This window comes from Arenibacter catalasegens (assembly GCF_002909235.1).
Taxonomy (GTDB): Bacteria; Bacteroidota; Bacteroidia; order Flavobacteriales; family Flavobacteriaceae; genus Arenibacter; species Arenibacter catalasegens.
This window is the reverse complement of sequence record NZ_PHQQ01000006.1, coordinates 1-20,456: the sequence shown is the minus strand read 5'-3', so window position 1 is coordinate 20,456 and position 20,456 is coordinate 1. Positions and strand designations below refer to the sequence as shown.

At 35.3% G+C, this 20,456-nt stretch carries 15 protein-coding genes and 1 tRNA gene; 6 read left to right on the top strand and 10 right to left on the bottom strand.

Annotated features, from left to right (window positions below):
- Positions 1 to 15 precede the first annotated feature (15 nt).
- Positions 16 to 465, bottom strand: coding sequence for a 6-pyruvoyl trahydropterin synthase family protein (locus tag CWD90_RS06540; RefSeq protein WP_103475143.1), 450 nt, complete (start codon positions 463 to 465; stop codon positions 16 to 18).
- A 40-nt stretch (positions 466 to 505) separates the two neighbouring features.
- The gene (locus CWD90_RS06535; RefSeq protein ID WP_205161213.1) at positions 506 to 1,714 is read right to left on the bottom strand and encodes a PHP domain-containing protein; all 1,209 of its coding nucleotides are present in this window, start codon (positions 1,712 to 1,714) and stop codon (positions 506 to 508) included.
- Between the two features lie 194 nt (positions 1,715 to 1,908).
- On the opposite strand from CWD90_RS06535, the gene CWD90_RS06530 reads away from it, so the two are divergent.
- Positions 1,909 to 2,553, top strand: coding sequence for a 2OG-Fe(II) oxygenase (locus tag CWD90_RS06530; protein ID WP_103475142.1), 645 nt, complete (start codon positions 1,909 to 1,911; stop codon positions 2,551 to 2,553).
- A gap of 158 nt (positions 2,554 to 2,711) precedes the next feature.
- On the opposite strand, the gene CWD90_RS06525 is transcribed toward CWD90_RS06530, so the two are convergent.
- From CWD90_RS06525 to CWD90_RS06515, 3 genes are all read right to left on the bottom strand, one after another.
- Positions 2,712 to 3,188, bottom strand: coding sequence for a DUF4199 domain-containing protein (locus tag CWD90_RS06525; protein WP_103475141.1), 477 nt, complete (start codon positions 3,186 to 3,188; stop codon positions 2,712 to 2,714).
- 8 nt (positions 3,189 to 3,196) lie between these two features.
- The gene (locus CWD90_RS06520; RefSeq protein ID WP_103475286.1) at positions 3,197 to 3,964 is read right to left on the bottom strand and encodes an enoyl-CoA hydratase/isomerase family protein; all 768 of its coding nucleotides are present in this window, start codon (positions 3,962 to 3,964) and stop codon (positions 3,197 to 3,199) included.
- Positions 3,965 to 4,048: 84 nt separating this feature from the next.
- On the bottom strand, positions 4,049 to 5,383 hold the full coding sequence (locus tag CWD90_RS06515; protein ID WP_103475140.1) for an MATE family efflux transporter: 1,335 nt from the start codon (positions 5,381 to 5,383) through the stop codon (positions 4,049 to 4,051).
- Positions 5,384 to 5,682: 299 nt separating this feature from the next.
- On the opposite strand from CWD90_RS06515, the gene CWD90_RS06510 reads away from it, so the two are divergent.
- Positions 5,683 to 6,480, top strand: coding sequence for a universal stress protein (locus tag CWD90_RS06510; RefSeq protein ID WP_103475139.1), 798 nt, complete (start codon positions 5,683 to 5,685; stop codon positions 6,478 to 6,480).
- A 72-nt stretch (positions 6,481 to 6,552) separates the two neighbouring features.
- Positions 6,553 to 6,629: transfer RNA gene (locus CWD90_RS06505), tRNA-Ala, on the top strand.
- A 119-nt stretch (positions 6,630 to 6,748) separates the two neighbouring features.
- Here the strand turns inward: CWD90_RS06505 and CWD90_RS06500 are convergent.
- The 5 genes from CWD90_RS06500 to CWD90_RS06480 form a co-directional block, all read right to left on the bottom strand.
- On the bottom strand, positions 6,749 to 7,495 hold the full coding sequence (locus tag CWD90_RS06500; protein ID WP_103475138.1) for a Shedu anti-phage system protein SduA domain-containing protein: 747 nt from the start codon (positions 7,493 to 7,495) through the stop codon (positions 6,749 to 6,751).
- A gap of 100 nt (positions 7,496 to 7,595) precedes the next feature.
- On the bottom strand, positions 7,596 to 8,828 hold the full coding sequence (locus CWD90_RS06495) for an SEC-C metal-binding domain-containing protein (RefSeq protein ID WP_103475137.1): 1,233 nt from the start codon (positions 8,826 to 8,828) through the stop codon (positions 7,596 to 7,598).
- A gap of 38 nt (positions 8,829 to 8,866) precedes the next feature.
- Positions 8,867 to 10,054, bottom strand: coding sequence for a Shedu immune nuclease family protein (locus CWD90_RS06490; protein ID WP_103475136.1), 1,188 nt, complete (start codon positions 10,052 to 10,054; stop codon positions 8,867 to 8,869).
- 70 nt (positions 10,055 to 10,124) lie between these two features.
- Positions 10,125 to 11,297, bottom strand: a complete 1,173-nt coding sequence (locus CWD90_RS06485) for a glycosaminoglycan attachment protein (RefSeq protein WP_103475135.1) — start codon at positions 11,295 to 11,297, stop codon at positions 10,125 to 10,127.
- Positions 11,298 to 11,394: 97 nt separating this feature from the next.
- Positions 11,395 to 12,594, bottom strand: a complete 1,200-nt coding sequence (locus CWD90_RS06480; protein WP_103475134.1) for a phospholipase D-like domain-containing protein — start codon at positions 12,592 to 12,594, stop codon at positions 11,395 to 11,397.
- Between the two features lie 249 nt (positions 12,595 to 12,843).
- Here CWD90_RS06480 and CWD90_RS06475 point away from each other — a divergent pair, with 249 nt between their 5' ends.
- From CWD90_RS06475 to CWD90_RS06465, 3 genes are all read left to right on the top strand, one after another.
- A complete protein-coding gene (locus tag CWD90_RS06475) occupies positions 12,844 to 14,397 on the top strand; it encodes a Fic family protein (RefSeq protein ID WP_103475133.1) in 1,554 nt (517 codons plus the stop codon).
- Between the two features lie 170 nt (positions 14,398 to 14,567).
- Positions 14,568 to 19,286: an AVAST type 4 anti-phage nuclease Avs4 gene (avs4, locus tag CWD90_RS06470; RefSeq protein ID WP_103475132.1), complete on the top strand. Its 4,719-nt coding sequence runs from the start codon at positions 14,568 to 14,570 to the stop codon at positions 19,284 to 19,286.
- 776 nt (positions 19,287 to 20,062) lie between these two features.
- Positions 20,063 to 20,365 carry a hypothetical protein gene (locus tag CWD90_RS06465; RefSeq protein ID WP_103475131.1) on the top strand — a complete coding sequence of 101 codons (303 nt, stop codon included), beginning with the start codon at positions 20,063 to 20,065 and terminating at the stop codon, positions 20,363 to 20,365.
- Positions 20,366 to 20,456 lie beyond the last annotated feature (91 nt).

The following is a 20,456-nucleotide window of genomic DNA, read 5'->3' as shown; positions in this document are numbered from 1 at the left end:
TCATTCAGGGCCCTTTTAATTATCAGAAGCATACCATTCCGCAAAGGAGGTATCGGTTTCCTGTAGTTTTAAAGAATGTAAATTGATATTTTTCGGCAATCTAGCCTTAATTTTATCTGCAAAATCCAAAACCATATTTTCACTTGTAGGCTGGTAATCTGCCAATATTACATTGTGTCCCCTATCCGTTAATTCTTGAGCCAACTCCACATGGGGGGTGTTTTTGTTGAAAACAGTGGCATGATCAAATTGGTTCACAATTTCTTCTTTCACAATTTTCTTTAAATCCCCAAAATCGATGACCATTCCCAATTTAACATGGGCAGTATCTGTCATAGGTCGTCCAATTACGGTTACGGAAAGTTTATAACTGTGTCCATGTACATTTCTACATTTCCCGTCATAACCGTACAATGCATGTCCAGTTTCGAAATTAAACTGTTTGGTAATACGAATGTTGCCCATAATATTTATTTGGACTGCAAAGGTAATTTATTCTGGGAAACTATTCGTTCAGTATGGGCTGCGTCCAAGCCGATTCGTATTTTATATCCTCAATAGGGTTTTCTTGAAGTTTTGAAGATGTAATTTTACTTCTAACGAAGAGTACCTCATCCGTTAGGTCGAAATTGGCCATATTACCTTCAACACTTTTCAACTCTTTCACTTCGGTTTCGCCTTTAAGACAACCTAGGAAGGTTATGGTGTATTTAATACCGGGTTCTGGTTCTACTTCCACCTTTAAATTCTTCCTTCCATATTCCAAATCTTTGAGGGTAACCCCAGTTGTAGCGTAAAAATCGCCCCTTTCCATGGCCTCAATTAATGAGGGTGCAGATAAGGTGTCTGACTGTACCATCACCCAACCCCTACCGGCATTACTCCATTTACTACCAATTTTATGGTAATTATGAGAATCATCGGTTGCCAAACCATACATAATGGGCTTGTTACTTTTAATATAGGAAATATTGATTTGATCCCACATTTCTTCTATGGAAATATGCGTAGAATCTCCCATATTGTGCACCATAGGATGCCCGTTATACACCTCAAAAAAACGCTCCCCTTTTAAAGATATCATGTCTTCTAGGCTAATACTGTAATAAAAATTAGGGTGGTTGATATGTGGCATAATCGGCACTCCAGTTTCCTTTCGTTGTTCCAGTACAGCGTTCAGATTATTTTGCATGACTTCGGATATACTATTACCGCCTTGAGGATCAATCTTATTCTGAATATTGGTAGCATTCATGTGAACATGTTTATCCTCATATCTGTCCGTAATTTCCTCAGAATGAATCACCAAAAATTCTCCGGCCTTCTCAAATAAATCCCTATATTCTGTATAGGTTTTTAATTTTACCTGTACTCTTCCAGAGTCCGTTTTATAATCTACCCAATCCTCCCCATAGGTTTCCAAATACTTCTCAAAGCTTTTTTGATAAACGGAATCTTCCCTAACCTGTATCCATTTATCCTCCATGGATAAAGTATTATGGTCAGATAGGGCAATAAACTGGTAGTCGTGCGACTTATACCAATCTAAAATAGTCTCTGGAAACTCGTCTCCATCGCTCCAAAACGAATGGGTGTGTAAATTTCCCTTGTACCACCTTTTATTCAAGGAATTGTCCGTACTTTTATCACCATCTCCACAGCTTCCCAATACTAAAGCCATTGTTAACAAAATAGAGGGTAAAATAATTTTCATTTATGGTGGTATTTGGTATTTGAAACACAAAAGTTAAGGAAAAAGTATTAGAAATCAGGGAATAAGCCAAAAATCGCCAATAAATAATACATTAATAATATACTACAAATCAGTAGTTAATATAGGCGTAACACTCTGTGTAAAACAAATCGCAATTTCATATATTTTTAATCCATTATTAAAACATCACAAACTTGTCTGAACAATTTGAACAATTGGAGTTTAAGGAAAATCCGCTTTTCGAAAAAGTAATCGAGGATATCCTAAACCAAAAATACAGTATCGTAGATGATTTTTTTTCTATGGAAGAAGTAGCCCAATTACGAAATTCCCTAATTGCCAAATATGAAGAGGACCAGTTTAAAAAAGCAGCCATTGGAAATCGGCTTAACGCCTTGATAGTAAAGGCAATTCGTGGCGATTTTATTCTTTGGATGGATGAAAAGAGTAATGACCTTCTGGAACAACAGTTTTTTCTAAAAATAAATGAATTGGCGACTTATCTGAACCGGACCTGTTTTATGGGAATAATGTTCAAGGAATTCCACTATGCCATTTATCCTGACGGGACTTATTACAAAAGACATTTGGATACCTTCCAAAATGATGACCGCCGTAAACTTTCTATGGTATGTTATTTGAATGAACCGGACTGGATTCCCGAAAAAGATGGTGGTGAATTGGTACTCTACCTACCTACAGAAAATGGCGAAGAGGCAAAACATATCTCCCCCTTATCTGGAAGAGTCGTTATTTTTGAAAGTCAGGATTTGGAGCATGAAGTTAAACCTGCCCATCGCGAGCGCCTGAGTATCACTGGGTGGTTAAAAACCAGGTAAGTGGTTTATCTTTTAAATTTTCTGTTATTTTTAATTCGATTTACGAAATAAATCACAAGTAAGACTAGTGCTAGAAGAGGAAAAACTAAGTTCCCATTTAAGAATGATAAAATATCCATTTTAATAGTTTAAAAAAATAAAACGATCAACAAGTCCGGTTATTGTTTCTTTACAAAAAAAGCTACAATGGCCGAGGTAACGATTCCCATAGTCAAGGCACCAAAAAAACTTTGAAGCACATAACTTTTCAAGCTAAAATAACTTTCGGCTGCTTCTTGGCTCATTTTTCCAGAATCTACGGCAAACTTAATAATATTGGGAAAATATTCGGGTGTAATAAAAGTGTTGGTTATATATTGGGTCAGTGGACTTAATACTGCAATGATTACACTTAAAAAAATACCACTGATAAACCCCTGTTTCCAGCTCATTTTTCCATTAAAATCTATTTTTCTTTTGTCCAATAATGCCAAGACAAAAACGGCGATGGCTATGATGGCAAAAAAGTTGGTATATATGGCCTGCTTTGCTATAAGTACGTCGTGCCAACCCATAGATTTCTCAAAAACCATCCAAAGTAGGGTAGCCAATGCAAAAATAACGGCCCATTTAATTTCAATACGGAACTTGCTCATAATACGTTCTATTTCTTAAATTTAGCGAGGGCGATTTTGGTTTCTTCAGAAATAGCCAAACGGCCTGTAATTTCTGCCCTGTTCGTCAATAAAGTTTCCCAATGGCCGGTTCCTTCCCACAACACTTTTTTCCATTCCTGCAAGGCTTCCGGATTGTATTTAGCCAAATTTTCGGTTAAAATCTCCAACTCCTTATCCATCTCCCCCAACTTATCAAAAACCTTGGAAAACAATCCTTTTTCCTGTGCCCAGTAGGCACTTTTCCATTCATTTGGAGAAAGCGACAATTCCGATAAGGCGGCAACACCAATTTTTCGTTGTAACGCCGGAGCAATAACTAAAGGTGCTATCCCTATGGTAAGTTCAGATAAACGGATTGCAGCCGCCTCAGAAGCAAACACATAGTCACATGCCGCTATAATTCCTACCCCACCTCCTACGGCCTTGCCCTGCACCCTTCCCACGATCAACTTTTTACAGGTCCTCATGGCATTGATCAAATAGGCAAATCCGCCAAAGAATACTTTTCCTTCGGACAAACTGCTTACTTCCACCAATTCATCAAAGGATGCGCCTGCACAAAAAGTCCTATCTCCTTCAGATTTTAAAACAATTACGGATACCTCATCATTTTCTGACAACTCACCTAATGTTGTCGTAAGTCTTTCCAATAGCGCTGCAACGAAGGAATTACTGGCAGGATGCCCAAATTCTACCGTGGCAACCCTATTTATTATGTTGACATATAAACTTCCGCTTGATCGGGTAGTGCCCATATTTTTCTTATTAGTTGTTAACCTTTCCAAAGTATTATAGACCATTTCATAGGTCAGTAATACTTATCCCCTGGTATTTCAAAATTAAACGTTTTCAAGAAGGGGACGAAACTTTCGTCTAAATTTCCATACCAACGCGCCTCCCCTAATAATCATCCAAAGGGTAAATGCTATCCATATACCGTATAGTCCCCAATCTAAAAATTTACCAAGAAAAAGCAAGGGAACAAAACCTAGAAAGGTAGCTGCCAGCAAGACATTCCTAAGGTATTTCATTTCTCCCAAACCCTTAAAAAGTCCATCGAAAACAAAAGCCACCATGTTTATAGGAATCCCTAGGATAATGATAAAAAATATGGAGTAGAAGGTTTGCAATACGGTAATGTCATTAGAAAATATACTTCCTATAGGTCTGTAAAACACGAAGCCTAGCACAACAAGAATTAGACTTACTACAAAACCGTACAAGATTATTTTTTTGCCTAATTCCCAAAGTCCGTTGTAGTTCTTCGCTCCCAATAATTTACCGCCCATTATATTCCCTGCAGCTCCATAGCCGTCAATAAAAAAAGCTGAAAAAAGCCACAGATTAATGGCAATGGTATGGGCCCCTATATACTTGTCTCCCAAGGCGGTTGCCTCCCTTACTGCCAAAATCAAGGCCGTGTTCAAAGCGAGCGCTCTTACAAAAAGATTTAGACTCATCACCACCAATCTACCAAGTTCAGGATGTAGTGGAAACTTAAGTGCCAAGCTTATATTTGTTTTTGTTATTAGAAGTACAAACGCCATAAAAGCCATTATACCCTGGGCAATTAAACTTGCCCAAGCAGCGCCTTCCAAGTACATTGGAGAAATAAACCCTTCTACGCCATACACCAGCGCAAAATCGAGCACTAGATTCAAAACCGCTCCAGTAATAGCTATCAACATAGGGTAGTACGTATTCTGCAAGCCTCGAAAAATACCCATTACTGCAAAGACAAATAATGTTAAGGGAAAACCCCATACCCGAATGGAATAATAAGAAATACAGAGCTCCAAAATTCTGCCTTTAGCATTGAGTAAAACAAATATTTCTTCCACAATAAAAACGGTAGAAAGAAGAATAACTAAACTCAAAAGTATATTTAAAAAAATAGCCTGTGCTGGGAGCGTTTTAACCCTATCCAACTTCCCGGCACCCAAGTATTGTGACAATATCGCGGAAATAGCACTACGAGTTTGGCCTAAAATCCATATCAACATCGATAAAAAGGTACCCACTATTCCCGCCGCTGCCAAAGACTCCATCCCATCTTGAGGTATATTGCCCACTATAGCCGTATCGGTAATGGATAGTAATGGTTCCGCAATACCAGCTATTGTAGCAGGAATGGCAAGATTGTTAATAGTCTTAAAATTTATAATTGTCTTCAAAAAAAATTGTTTTACAATATTAATTCCTAATAATGAAAGGGATATTCGCTACTTTGATAAATGCCTGCCCTATCCATTATTTGCGCAGGCCTCAGTAACATTAAGAATGTCCGGAATTTCCAATATCTTTGCCAATCGAATCATGCATGGTTGAATTTAATTTGTAAATTTATGCTATTCATGACTAATCGAATCATGAAAGGGGCTGAACCCATTTATTGACAATAACCAAAATTTTAATTGCGCCATGTCTGACCAACAAACTAGTAAAGGCGTAAAAAACAATTAATACTGAACCTATGAAAAATATCCTTGTTCCCATCGGAACTTCTGAGAATGCACACGAAACATTACAATATGCAGTGGACTTCGCAACAGAATTTGGTTCCAGTATTTATGTAATGGAAGTATTTAGTGTTAGTGCTAGCACCAGTACTTTGGCGAATATTCGGGAAAAACTTGCAGAAAGAAGTAAGGAGCACATAAAGGCGGTCATTGATAAGGTAGATTCAAAAAATATTAACATTAAAATGGCCACGTATAACGGCGACATCGTAGACGGTCTAATTGATATAGATAAGGACCTAGGGATAGATTTAATTATTTTGGCGCCTAGAAGTAATGACATACAAGAAGAATTGTACCTAGGGCATACTTCAGGGAAAATTGTAAAACAAACGGATATACCCACTCTTATTGTGCCAAAAGGGACCGTTTTTAAGCCGTTCAAAATAATATTGACAGCCTTTAAATCGGGGGTGTTAAAGCAGAAGAGCATTTTATACCCATTAATAGAAATTAAGAAAAAGTTCGATTCCAAGGTTAGCCTATTATTTGTTAAAACGCCCGGCTACACCAAAGATGACCTTAAAATAAACATGTCCTTAATGGGTTTAAGTTCTGAACTTACCCAATCTGAAAACCCTTCAACCTATTTAGGGGTTTTGCAGCATTTTGAGTCAAAACACCCGGACCTATTGTGTGTTTTTAGGAGAAAAAGAGGTTTCTTTAAAAAACTATGGGAAAAGAATACCATTCCCAAATCGGAATTTTTCGCTCCGGTACCAGTTTTGGTGCTAAGTGTGAAAAAAGATTAATAAATTTGGAATAAGCTTGAATTGTACTTTGATAGTGTTAGAAAAAGTATTTTCTTTGCGGCAGCCAAAATTGGGGGATTAGCTCAGCTGGCTAGAGCGCTTGCCTGGCAGGCAAGAGGTCACCGGTTCGACTCCGGTATTCTCCACCAATAAACACAAGGGTTTCAAGAGTTTTACTTTTGAAACCTTTTTTATTTGCACTCAATTTGCACTCAAATTTTGGCTTTTTATGGTCTTATATGAGTTGATTTAATTTCTAGAGCTGTGCTTAAAGCATTGACTTATTATATGTTCTGCTCTCCAGAATCCTTTCGGTGTGATGGCTGTAGAAGTGCGAAGATGCTATTTTAGTTTGACAGAATTTCTTCCATTGAGAATCGGTAGTAGCCTTAAAGAAGGGGTTTGCCATCTCTTCTTCATAAGAATTGTTTCCGTCAGAAAGCCAAGCGGTTGGATAAAACCGCCTATTTCTTAATTTGTCAGTCAGATAGTCAAATGATCTTATTTCTGCCCCGATTTCCTCTCCGATTTGATTTCTTTTTTCTATTTCATATGGGTTTGTATTTCTCCGACCAATAATAATCTTGAACTTTAAATGGCTCTCTGAGATTACGCGCGTCGAAACTGTTGGCAAGTGTTTTCTAAACCAAGAGGGATTGTCGATCAACCATCTTTTCCAATCTCTTATTTGTTGTGTAGCTCTGTTGAAATCGAATGTCATCACGCCTTTTTCAGTAAAAAGTTTTGCACTTGGTTGTTTGATTTCTATCAATTCAAATTGATTTCCATTGCTATATCCATCAGTCAAGGTTACAAAATCAGTTTCTAGCTCACTACCTAATTTTAGCTTGGAAATAACCAAATGACAACTTTCATTGGCGAGAAAGAGTCCGGCATTATTGCTTAAATAAGTTTGATAGTTATTTTCTGTTAGACCTTGGGAAAGTAAGCTTTCCCATTCCGAAATTAGCTTTGTTTTGAAATCAAGTCTGATTGTTTTTGTATACCAATTCATTTATAAAGGTTGTGTAAATTAAAGATAATGGATAATACTTATCTACAGACGAAGAAAGCCAGATTAGGACATTTATTGGGTTTCGATTAAAATTCAATATTTATTGCTTTCCATTTAAGTGACAATCTTTAAAAGCTTTGCCGCTTTTACACGGACACGGATCATCCGGCGACATCAAAAATTCCTTGACAGCAAAATCAGCTTCTCCGTCAAACTTACCTTCTTTACCGCTTTTGGATAAAGCAATAATTTCCTCCATTTCGGCTTCTTTCCTTTTCAATTCGGCCTTCGAAGGTTTAAGTCTTCTCGAAAGTTTTAAATTGAAGACACTATCCCAAATCCTATATGTTTCTGAATCTTTAATTGGAGGTTCATGAAAAACTTCTCCCTCTTTATTCAGCGCTTTAAAATTTTTAAAATCGTCTTTAAGTTCTTGTAGCTTGACGAAAAATGTATCCTCTGGTTGCACGGCATAAAAGAGATTCCTCAGAAATTTATCATTTGTGCTGAATACTCTGGCAAACGGAACATAAAAAAGATATTCTAGATCTAAAAGATTAGTTAATCGTTCTCCGCATAGTGAATTATTGATTCCAATAAAATACAAGCAAACTACCTCATAGCAATACATTGCATAATTTGCTAAATTTTGTAAATCTAGATGCGATTCATTTTTCCATCGATCAAGAATAGAATCCTTCAATTCAGGATTGATTTCAAAATAATCTATTGCAAGGATTAAGGTATCTTCAGGTTCAAGTTCTACATATAGTCTTTCTTGTAATCGTGATTTTAATGTTTGAAATTTCTCTTCGTTTGAAGGCTTATGGTCCCTAATTTTAATGTCTCTGAGGTGGGCGAACCTTCCTTTAAATTCTTCTACTACCTTTTCATCTTTTGATTTTGTTCTCCAGACTTCGGAGATAATTTCGTCCAATGTGTCAAATTGGCCTTTTTTCCACCGTTTGATGGATAATTCCTCTGGTGTTTCAACAAATGTCATCCCTTTTTTTGCAGACGTATTAATGGATTTCGCCGCATTTAGAATAGGTCTGTTGTCAGGCCCCGTAAATTCTCCAGTTAGGGACTTTTCAACCAGCACCTTATAATTTATATTTACATATGCGTTATAAGGAAACATCTTCTTTGCAAGGTCAGTAACTTGATCTTTAGGAGTTTTCTTGCCTTCCTTTTCTTCCTTCGCAAGGTCGCCGAGAATTTCTGAAACTAATAATGGAGTGATATTTACAATGTAATATTTATGAAGCTCAACAATGTCGGTATAGTTAAGCCCTTGAAAAGTGGATTTATCTAGTACTATCGGTATCGACATATTAATTTGAATTTTTTAAGTAATTTCTTTTCCAGTCCTTAAATACGCTTCAATTGCTTTATTGTTATTTCCAATCGACGTAATAGGTCATCATATGTAAAAATATCAATGATATTCTTGTATTTACGCTTGATTATTTCAAAATCTGCCAATTGATGTTTATCCATATTTATGTCACGCCCCATGATTATCATCCCATTTGGATTCGTAATCTTTATTTCTAAATCAATAGGTAATTTTTCTTTGTATTTTTTGGTTAATCCCTTTTCTCCTTGTACTCCTGATTTATTGAGATAGTAAATATACTTTTCGATTTGCATAATCGTGCCTGATAAATCTCTTTTAGGGATATGGTTGTCTCTATATGTTCCTGTGGTTACAATACTTTTTTCAAAAGGAATTTTAATCTCGACTATGTCCAAATTTCCCATAAAATCAATTAGGCCATAGTCAAGCTTTCGGGTCTTTTTATTATATACATCTTTGAAGCGCACCTCGTCGAAAACAGCTATGTACTTAGGAAAGAGCATAAGAATAATTTGAATGATTTCTTCCTGCCATTGTTTCTCGCTGTACTTGATTTCGTTGTTGAGCATACTTCGTAATCGCTCTAACAAGGTTTCGTGCTTAACGATATCCGAGTCTTTGAAGATTTTTCTCAAATCACTTTTATAAACAGGTGTTTTCTTTCCGATATAGGAGTGATAACTCAATTCTTTATCACGTACATTGTCGAAATAATCCCTAAGTATGGCGGTTACTTTGGCTTCTCGGTATAGCGTTACTTCATGTGTAGTGGGGAAAACTTTGATTAGCTCTGTAAAGGCTTTATACGGTAAAACATCTTCTTTTTCTCCTCCTATAAAGATGTCTTGTGAAATGTGTCTGTCAATTTGATTTAAAATGGAAATCTTCGTTTTTGCAATAAAATGTTTTTCATTTAGGTGCACATCTTTATGAAAGTAAAAATCGTTCTTTAGCGCAAAAACGGCCCTGTCAATTTTAAAATAGTGGCCGTCAAGAGTGCCAATTTCAAAAAAATATTCTGGTTCCTCAAAATCTTCCTCGATTCTTTCAATTAAAATTTCCTTTCTAACATGAAATACTTTTTTAATTGGAAAAGGCTTATTTGAAAGAAGTTTGTCATCAACCCAATAACCTGATTGAAAATCAGAATAATAGTATTTGAGAACAAGTTTGTTTTCTTTTTTTTGAATTTCGATCACTAGGGTTTGCTATTATTACGTATTTGTGTGTTTTGATTTACTCAGGCTTTAACTATTAGTGCTTGTGGTACTATAAGGATTTAAATTTATCAAATTTGTTAAGAATCCAGATTATCACTTTTGTCGATTTTGGAAATACTTCCAATATTTTGAAAAGACATCTTTCCAGCAATGAAGGCTTCAGGTTATGAGTTGCCGGAACATTTCCGATTGCTACGGGAAATGTCATTGAACTGAATGGAAAAAAATTAGGCATTGTACCATCAATATCTCCATCCTCATTTATCCACGCTTCTCTAATATTTTGAAATAGGTTTTTCTCTAAGGGTATATTCGCATTAGGATTATGAAAAATGGAAACACCTTCATTCCAGTCTTCTTTTATGTCTCCCGGAATTATTGACTGCGAAAAGTCTACGGGATGTGCGTTCGGGGTCATGTCAAAGGCCAAACCTGCCCTTTCCATAATAATGGTTAACTCGGATAACCCATTTTGGTATCCCATTCGGTTGAATTTATGCAAATCGCTATTGTTGGTAAATAGCACGGCACTTATATTTTCCGTGTCCGGCAACGAAAAAAAGTTAGCCGGTATTTCTTTTTTTCCATATCTATGCACCTTTACTTCTTCTACCTTTTTTGGAATTAGCCCTTCTGCGTTCGAGTCTGCTTCATACGACAATCCATATAGGTACTCTATGATTTTCGCATCAGGCAAAAAGCCTGCTAAATAATTATGGGCAGGTGTTATTGCCAGGACAAGCGGTTTGCCTTTGACCCAATCCAGTTCCCAATATTTTTTTTGTAGTTTGGAATAGAGGACACTACCCATGCGGATGACATAGTGTTCTATCAATTCTCTTTGAACTGCTAAGTCATTGGTTTTTTGAGCTTTTAAAATATACGCTTTGGTAAATTTATCTCCTTCTACTTCGCTTGATAGGCTGGCTTCCACGTGAAAATCAATTCCATTTTTAGCCACGTGAAAATCAGGACGATTATGGGTGTCATCAAAAGTAAAACCATTTACCTTGAAGAACTTGAACAGAAAAATTTCCCAAAGTCGCGAATGGAAACCGGTTGTTTGAAATTGCTGAATAAAGTTTCCGTCATTATCGGGCATTTCGGCGGTAATTTCATCTATTAAAAGTTTAGCCGGTTCAATTGGCAAATGCTCACAAAGCAATTTGAATACTGGATGTAGTTTGTCTGCGGCTACGATATGTTTAAAAATGTCTTTCAACTTTTACGATCTTTGGTAGTATTGTTTCCTAATTTATAAGAATGTAAAATAAGTATTTATGTCTCAACACACATTTTAACACTTTTCATCAGGTTCATTAATATTTTATCTTCCAATAAATCTCATTAAAAAAAGTATCGGCCTCTAGCATATTCTTAAGACCCAACTTTAGAGAAATCTCTTTTATGAGCTCACAATACTCGACATAATCAGCTCCGTTGTAAGATGAAGAATGTGCTTTGATTTTCACACCGCCCTCTTCTTTTAAAACTGTGATTGGATTTCTGTTCATATTGGCAAACTCAACAGAATTATAAGTCATCATAATTTCGGTTACATAATTGACGGCCGCGCCATTAATATTTTCGACCATTTCTTTCGCCCTATCAAAAACAATATCCGCATTTTGATTCCTATTGTCGCGGATATAGATCAATAGTTTTTGAAACGCCCGAAAATGAGGATAAACTTTTCGTCTTAGCCTAAATAGGCTTCCAGAGTGCCAAAGACTATACACTTCTTTGCTTCCGACAAGTGAATCCAAGAGCGGTTCGAATTGTTTTTGTGTCAAACTGGTATTGTCCGCAATTTGGTTCAAAACCTTCTTGGCTTCTTTGTAATGGGTCTGCTTTTCCTTGAAGTTTTTTTGCCGCTCTAGAGTATTAAATTTTTTGAAATGTTTTGCCAAGTTCACATAGTCAAACGCAATTTGAGATTTTGTTTTGGTAGGTATTGATTTGGCCTTTTTGTTGTGTTGTTTTTGCTGTTCAAAAAATGTCTCATATTGTTTGATGACTAGTAGGTCTGCCTCATCGGCATTTGAAGGCCCAATCAAATAGTTGAAATAACTTAAGGCATCCAACCATATATCATCTTTTGTTTTACAATCTATGCTAATGGATGATTCCTTATTTTTTACAAGCCCACCTTTGGTAATATTCGCAGAACCCGAAATTATGGAACAACTCCTTTTGGATTTGAATAAATACAACTTAGGATGAAAAACCGAGTCTTTTGAATTCGCTTTCGCCAAATAGATTTTTGATTCGGGATATGATTTGAACATATTGCGAAATTCCATTAAAGCCTTTGGTTCAGTTAGAGCAAAATTTTGTCCGACAACAATGGTCAATTTCCCACCTGCTTTTAGAAATTTAGTAATGGGGTTTGATAAAATACTCAGACCTGAGACTTTTAAGAATGCAACGGCAAAATAGGCCTCATCTGACCGCTTTAGCTTCTCGGAGAGTGCTATGAAGTGATTGTTTCCCTTATTGATGTTTGCTAAAAATTGCATTTTTTTACTATTTAGGTTGGTTAGTTCTCTGCATGGTATTCAAAAATATTACTATTAATAATCTGACAATCAATTATAATATACTAATTTAGCATTAAATAATAATTTTAACACAACCTCAATTAATAATTAACACACAACTTCTAATAATAATTTAGACACAGCATCAATTAATAATTGAAGTGCAAATTAAAATTAAGAAGTGCCTAGAGAATTGAAAGGTAATATCTGTAAAATTAAAATATAAAAATGGCAACACCGGGAGAAAAACTAGCGGAATCATTGGAGCGGTTAAAGACACTTCAGGATTCTGGTATCGTTGCCATAAAAGCAAATGATCTATCAAGGGTTCATAAAGAAAGATTGATTAAAAACGGATTTATTAAGGAAGTAGTTAAAGGATGGTACATCACTACACCGCATGATGAACAGCAAGGCGACAGTACTTCTTGGTTTACCTCTTTTTGGGGCTTTTCTGCAAGATATTTACAAGATCGTTACGGGGAGGACTACTGTATATCAGCGGAACAATCCTTGATGTTCCATGCTGGAAATAACGTTGTTCCAGGACAATTGATTATCAGGTCAACCAAGGGTAACAATTCAGTTACAAAATTGTTATTTGGCACTTCGATATTCGTTATGAAATCGCCATTGCCAGATGTAGCGGAAATCGAAACTCGCGAAGGAATACGAATCGTTGGGCTGGCTTCTTCCATAGTGCATAGCACGCCTTCAATATTCACGAAACAGGCCATTGATTCAAGAACCGCCCTTATGATGATACGGGATGCATCTGAATTGCTACCTATCTTACTGGAAGGCGGACATTCCACCATTGCCGGAAGACTAGTAGGGGCGTATCGAAATTTAGGCCAAGAGAAAATTGCGGACGAGATTTTTAAAACGATGACAGCTGCCGGATATGATGTAAGGGAAACGGATCCGTATAAAGAACCGTCACCTATTAAATTTGATCCAAGGGAGCGCTCCCCGTATGTAAATCGAATAAAATTGATGTGGCAAGAAATGAGGGAAGTTGTAATCACAGCCTTTCCAAAGGCTCCTGGCATTCCCGAAGACTTAAAGTCATACATGGAAACAATCGATGAAATTTACATAACCGATGCCTATCATTCTTTATCCATTGAAAAATACAAGGTAACCCCGGAACTAATCGAACGCGTTAGAAGTGGAAAATGGAATCCAGAAGAAAATGAGGAAGACTTGAAACAGAAGGATGCCATGGCCGCTAGAGGCTATTGGTTGGCATTTAATGCAGTCAAGAAAAGTATATCTCGAATTTTTGAAGGGGAGAACGCAGGTAAAGTTACGGATGAAGAACATGGCGATTGGTACAGGGAATTATTTGGCCCCAGCATTACTACCGGAATATTAAAACCTTCGGACTTGGCAGGGTATCGCAATGCCCAAGTCTATATTGGCCAATCCAAACATACGCCAATAAACGTCAACGGGGTACGGGATGTGATGCCCTTGCTCTTTGAGTTACTGGCATCTGAAAAAGAGGCTTGCGTACGTGCGGTGTTGGGTCATTTTTTCTTTGTGTATATACATCCCTATATGGATGGAAACGGTCGTATGGGTCGTTTTTTAATGAATACGATGCTTATTTCAGGAGGCTATCCTTGGACGGTAATTCCTATAGAAGAAAGGGATAACTATATGAACGCACTTGAAAGTGCAAGTGTCGAAAATGATATCGAACCTTTTGCTGAATTTATGGCTTACCTTGTAAATGCTGGTTTAGAAGGTAAGCCAATAGCGAAGAAATTAGCATAAAAGTATTTATCTAAGAAACTAAACTGCAATTCCGATTAAGTCTCAAGCCGAACTACTTCGTCTTTCTATAATTGGGGGTTTTTGAAAACGCACATGTATTCTTGCGGTATCAGATGAAACCTATATGTTTTAAGGTATCACATTTTGTAAAAAGACAATTAAGTTGAAACATGAATTGGAAAAACTTTGATTTAAAATACGACAAACAAGAACAATGGGCATTTGAACAAATGTCTTATTTACTTTTCTGTGCAGAGTTAAATAATCAAATTGGTTTGTTTCGATATAAAAACCAAACAGGAATTGAAACAGAACCTCTTGAAAAGGATGGAGTCTATTATGGCTTTCAGGCAAAGTACTATACCACCTCAATCTCAGGAAATAAAGAGGATATTATAGATTCAATTCAAAAGGCAAAATCCAAAAATAGGCTACTAAATGAAATTTTCCTTTATGTAAATCAAGAACTTTCTGAGAGTTCAAAAAAAGCTAAGAAAAAGCCACAATACCAAAAAGACATTGAGAAAGCTGCAAAAGCAATTGGAATTGGAATAGAATGGCGAGTTCCAAGTCATATTGAGTTACAGTTATCTCTGTCTGAGAATAAATATATATATGATGTTTTTTTCAATCTTGAGCCAAATAAAGGAGACTTACTCGATGAAGTTCTAAAGCATAATGGAAGTATCTTAAGAGCAATTCAAACAGAAATTCCTTTCAAAAAGAAACAGATAAAAGTTGAGCGAAGCGATATAATTCAGGGAATTGATAACGCTACTCAAAAGAAAAGGGATATTATTATTTCTGGAGAAGGAGGCTCTGGAAAAACTGCTATTTTCAAGGAGTTTTATAATCTAAATTTCCAGAGAATCCCAATATGTATTTTTAAGGCAACAGAACTCAATGTTAATCATATAAATGATTTATTTCAATTCGATCATAATTTCTCTTTTACAGAATTCATCGAGGCTTACCATCACGAACCCATTAAAGTTTTTGTAATTGACTCAGCTGAAAAGCTGGCAGAAATTTCGAATAATGATATTCTTAATATTCTCATACAAAAATTAAAAGAATCTGGATGGAATATAATTTTTACAACTCGCTATTCTTATCTTAATGACTTAACATTTCATGTAAAAGAAAATTACCAATTATCTTTTGATGTTGTAGACATACCTCTCATTAGTATTGGTGAACTAAAGGCAATATCTGACGAATATAAATTCTCCTTACCTGAAAATCGCAAATTTTCAGAAAGATTAAAAAATCTTTTTTATTTAAGTGAATATGTTCAATATTACTCGAATATTGACAGAAAAGGCAATTATAAGAATTTCATTGATTTGCTTTGGAAAAAGCGAATTCAAAACAATCTTTTTCAAAAAGATAATTTGCATATCGAAAGGGATAGATGCATTATCGAAATTGCAAAAAAAAGATGTGAAACAGGTCGATTTTATATTGAAACAGATGAGTTGCCGCAACCGGCATTATTTCAATTAAAACAGGATGAAATACTTGGATATGATGACACTCACCATGGATATTTCATTACCCATGATATTTATGAGGAATGGGCTTTAGATAAAATTGTTTCTCGCTATTTTGCTAACCATTCCAATACAAAACAGTTCTTTGATAAACTAGGAAACTCTTTGCCAATTCGAAGAGCATTTAGATTATGGTTGTCGGATGAATTATCTGAAAACAGTACAGAGATTGAAAGTTTTATTCAAGAGGCTTTTATGGATAATGCAATTATTCAATTTTGGAAAGATGAAATATTAGTGTCTGTACTTTTGTCTGATTACTCGGAGACATTCTTTAATTTTTTTGAAAAAAAAATTATCTCTAAGGATTTCGAGATATTAAAAAGAATTTTATTTCTACTACGAATCGCATGTACAGATATTTCTGCATTTGAAAGCATTGACATTATAAAACCCAAAGGTAAAGGCTGGAGAGAAGTTATTGTGCTTATTTACAAATACAAATCTGATTTTTTCGATAACAATTTAAAACTTGTCTTGCCTATTCTAACAGATTGGTGCAATTCTACAAAAATAGGTGGAACGACAAGATATTCTGGTTTATTGGCATTGGGTATAATTCAACAAACTGAAACGGAAGAGAACTTTTACATTCATGACGATGCAGAAGAGAAGATTCTGAAGGTTGTTTTCAACGCGACAAATGAAATACAATCAGAATTAAAAGGGATATTTGACAAGGTTTTAACAAACAAATGGACTTACCACAAAGACCCTTATAAAGGGCTTTGCTCAAAAATATTAGCAAAACCATACATTGCATTAGAAGTAATAAAAACCCTTCCATTATCAGTAATTCAATTGTGTGATTTGTATTGGCAAAAACGAGAAAAAGAAGATGATGGATTTGGTTTTGGCTACGGAAGGGATAGCATGGAAAACAGATACGGTTTAGCTGATGAACACAAACATGATTATTCTCCTGCAAGTGCCCACCAAACACCGACGTTTTGGTTATTACAAAATAGTTTTAAAGAGACTCTTGATTTTATAATAAATTTTACTAATAGAGCTGTTCAAAATTATCGTCAGTCTGATTATGGTAAAAAAGATGTTGAAGAAATTACATTGTACGTAAATGAGATAGAAGTTAAACAATATTCATGTTGGGCATTTTGGGGAATGTACCGTGGAATTGGAAGTCCTGTTGTACCATATATGCTTCAATCCATGCATATGGCTTTAGAAAAAATTCTTTTAGAATTTTCTCAAATATCAAAGCCTGAAATAATTGAATCAATTCTGCTTAGAATTCTTGTTCAATCGAAATCGACTTCTCTAACATCAATAGTTTGTAGTGTTGTATTGGCAAATCCAGAGAAATTTTATGCTACAGCCTTAAATTTGTTCAAAACAATTGAGTTATTTAATTTGGATACTGTTAGATGTTCTAGTGAATTTCAAGCAAAATCTACCGTCTCAATTGGTTATGGGTTAAACCCTTTAAAGGATACCTTATATACAGATGAACGCCTAAAGACTTGTGATGATGAACATAGAAGCTCAAATTTAGAATCTTTAATTTTTAATTATCAATACTTTGGTGTAAAAGGATTTACAGAAGAACAAAACTCTGAATTCATCGATAAAATATATGAAATAATTGACCAACATAAATCTAAAATTTCAACAGATTCCAAATCTGAAGAAAAATCATGGGGTATATTATTGGCAAGAATGGATAGAAGAAATCTTACTCCTAAAATAACAGAACAAGATGACAATAAACTTCTAATAGAATTCAGTCCTATTAAACTTTCAGATGAACTTAGAAATCAGAGTGAACAGGCCAATAAACAGTTTGAAGAAACTTTCAAATATTCCTTTTTAAGATCATGGTCAGATTTTTTAATTGGAGGGAAAAAACAAAACAAAAATCAAAAACTTGAAGAATACGATAAAGACCCACTTTTGGCTTTATCTGAAACAAAACAGCTTGTTGAAGAACTGAAATCAGGGCGAAATACAATGGGAAAATTGGATTATTCTATTCCTGCCTTTGTGTGTTCAAAATTAATGATTGAACACGAAAATAAGTTATCACAGGAAAATAAAAATTATTGTAAAGAAATAATTCTTTCGTCCTTGTCTGGTGTATTTTCTGATGATTATGGCTATCAGATAAGTGATGGAGTTGAAGCCTCTTTTCATGCTATACCTTCATTAATAAAGGAGTTCCCCGTAGAAAAAGAAGACTATGCTTCTTTAATGCTTCTTGCTCTTTTCGATGAAACTTCTATTGGGAATTATAAAAGAGTATGTGATTATGTGATTGAATCGATTCATGAATCAAACTTATGGGAACAAAACCCAAACGAAGCTCAAGCTATACTATTGGGTTACATTAAAATCAAACCCATCTATAAAAAAATAATAACCGAAAAGCGAAAGGAAAAAGGTTATGGTAGGCAAATTTCAAAAAGCTTAATTCTAAAAGAACTTGATAAAAAAACTTCGGATTTTAATTTTACAGAAGTATCCTTTGATATCAAGGATATTAGTTTATTTGATATTCGTGACTTAGAAATAATCTATCAATTGATTCCTTCTAAAACAAAAGATAAAGTTCATTTAGCAATTTATAAAAACACTTTACCACTTTTAGCATCTCAATTACTAAGGGACAGAAGAAGTTATAAAAAAGATTCAGGTGATGATTCTCATATCTACTTGTTACGTATTCACATTTTCAAAAGATTTGCTTCTTTTATTTTACAAAGGGAAATAAGTGAAATAGAGATTTACCTTGAACCATTTATTGATTCCTTTGAGTCAACAGAAGAAACAGCATCTTTTATCGGTGAATTAATAAGTGCCGAAAATAAACTAATTAAATACGACCAATTCTGGTATGTATGGAATAGTCTGTATCCTAAGATAATAGAAATATGTAACAATCCTCGTAGTTACCATTTGAAAGAAGTCATAATAAATTACTTATTAGCGTGGCGTTGGTGGAGTGATGGAATAGAAAGTTGGCACAGCCTAAAAAATAACAGCGTATCTCTTTATACCAATGCATCTAGAGACATAGGTCATATTCCTTCTGTATTATACTCAATAACTAGAGTATTAAATTCAATTGGAAAAGAATTTAAAACTGAAGGTATTGATTGGATTTACACCATTGTATCAAACAATAGATTACTTGAACTTGGTGATTTAGAATCGCACACTTTAAGTTATTTAGAAAATTTTATCAGAAAGTTTATTTTCAATAATAAGCAAAAATTAAAAGAAGAAATAAGGTTGAAAAATAAGGTTATTCCAATCCTTGATTTCATGATTGAACGTGGTTCTATACATGGATATTTACTAAGGGAGAATATTTTATGAAGAGACAGCGATATTAAAAATACAGACTCTCAACAATATATAAAGTAGTGGGATAAGAGTTGAAATGAGAGTTTAAAATAAACGTAAATAATAAACCGAAAAGTAAGTGTAGAAAAACCAGCGCCTTTCATGTGCGGTACCATTCCTTAAATTTAAATAATCTTATTTAGACTTGATTCAACTATTGCTACCAAACCGACCTTAAAATACAACCTACGTGCTTGATAAATTGAGATATCATTAACCCGGACTATTTTGAGATACTCCAAAAATTAAAAATCTTGGCTTATAACTAAATGAAATGTCAATATTAATCTGGCTTTCATCAGCTTGCTTTTCTTGCATACTTTCCCCAAGCTCCTACGGAAGTCGTACAAACCTTCCACTACAATCCTCCCGAGCAGACGACCTTCGCCCGCCCACTTTCGGTCGTCTTTCCGTTCCAGTTTTGCACGACCCCCTCGCAGCCGCGCAAAAGCCCAAGCGGCGAAAAAACCGCTTGCCCTTTTTTCTCCCTGCCCACAAAAAAGAGGATATTTCCATGTCTTTCTACTAGTTTTTAAACACCATATAAGACCAGATAGATTTCGTTTTTGTACCCAAATAACCTTATATGGTTTGATATGATTTTACAAGTTAAATAATTGATTATAAGTTAGTTATATTCAAAATCTATATACTATATTTATCCACGAAGGTGGATAGCAAGTGATGTTTTGCACAACGCAAAACCGCCTACTTCTGCGAAGTGAAAATCGATAAAATCGAGATAAAAAATGGCTAGCAACAAAGGCGGTAGAAAACGATTGGGGGACAAGAAAAGGATGCATGCCATATCGCTCCGGTTCAATGGCGTAGAACTGGAAAAAGTCAAGTCCATATTACAATCCTACAATCTTGATTTCGAGAAAAGGGGAACGGTCGGCCCCTTCCTGAGAAAGCTGATTTTGAACGGGAGAACCACAAAGGAGAAACGGATTCCCGATGGCATCTCCAACCTCAGTTACCAGATTAACAAGATAGGCACCAACATCAACCAACTGGTTGGATATTCTATAGATACTGACCCCCCATTCTAGTGATGTTGACCCCTCTTGCTATTTTGGTTTACAAAAGATAAGACATGACAATATTACAGTTTTTTTCTAAGACTATTTCCTTTGAGTTCAA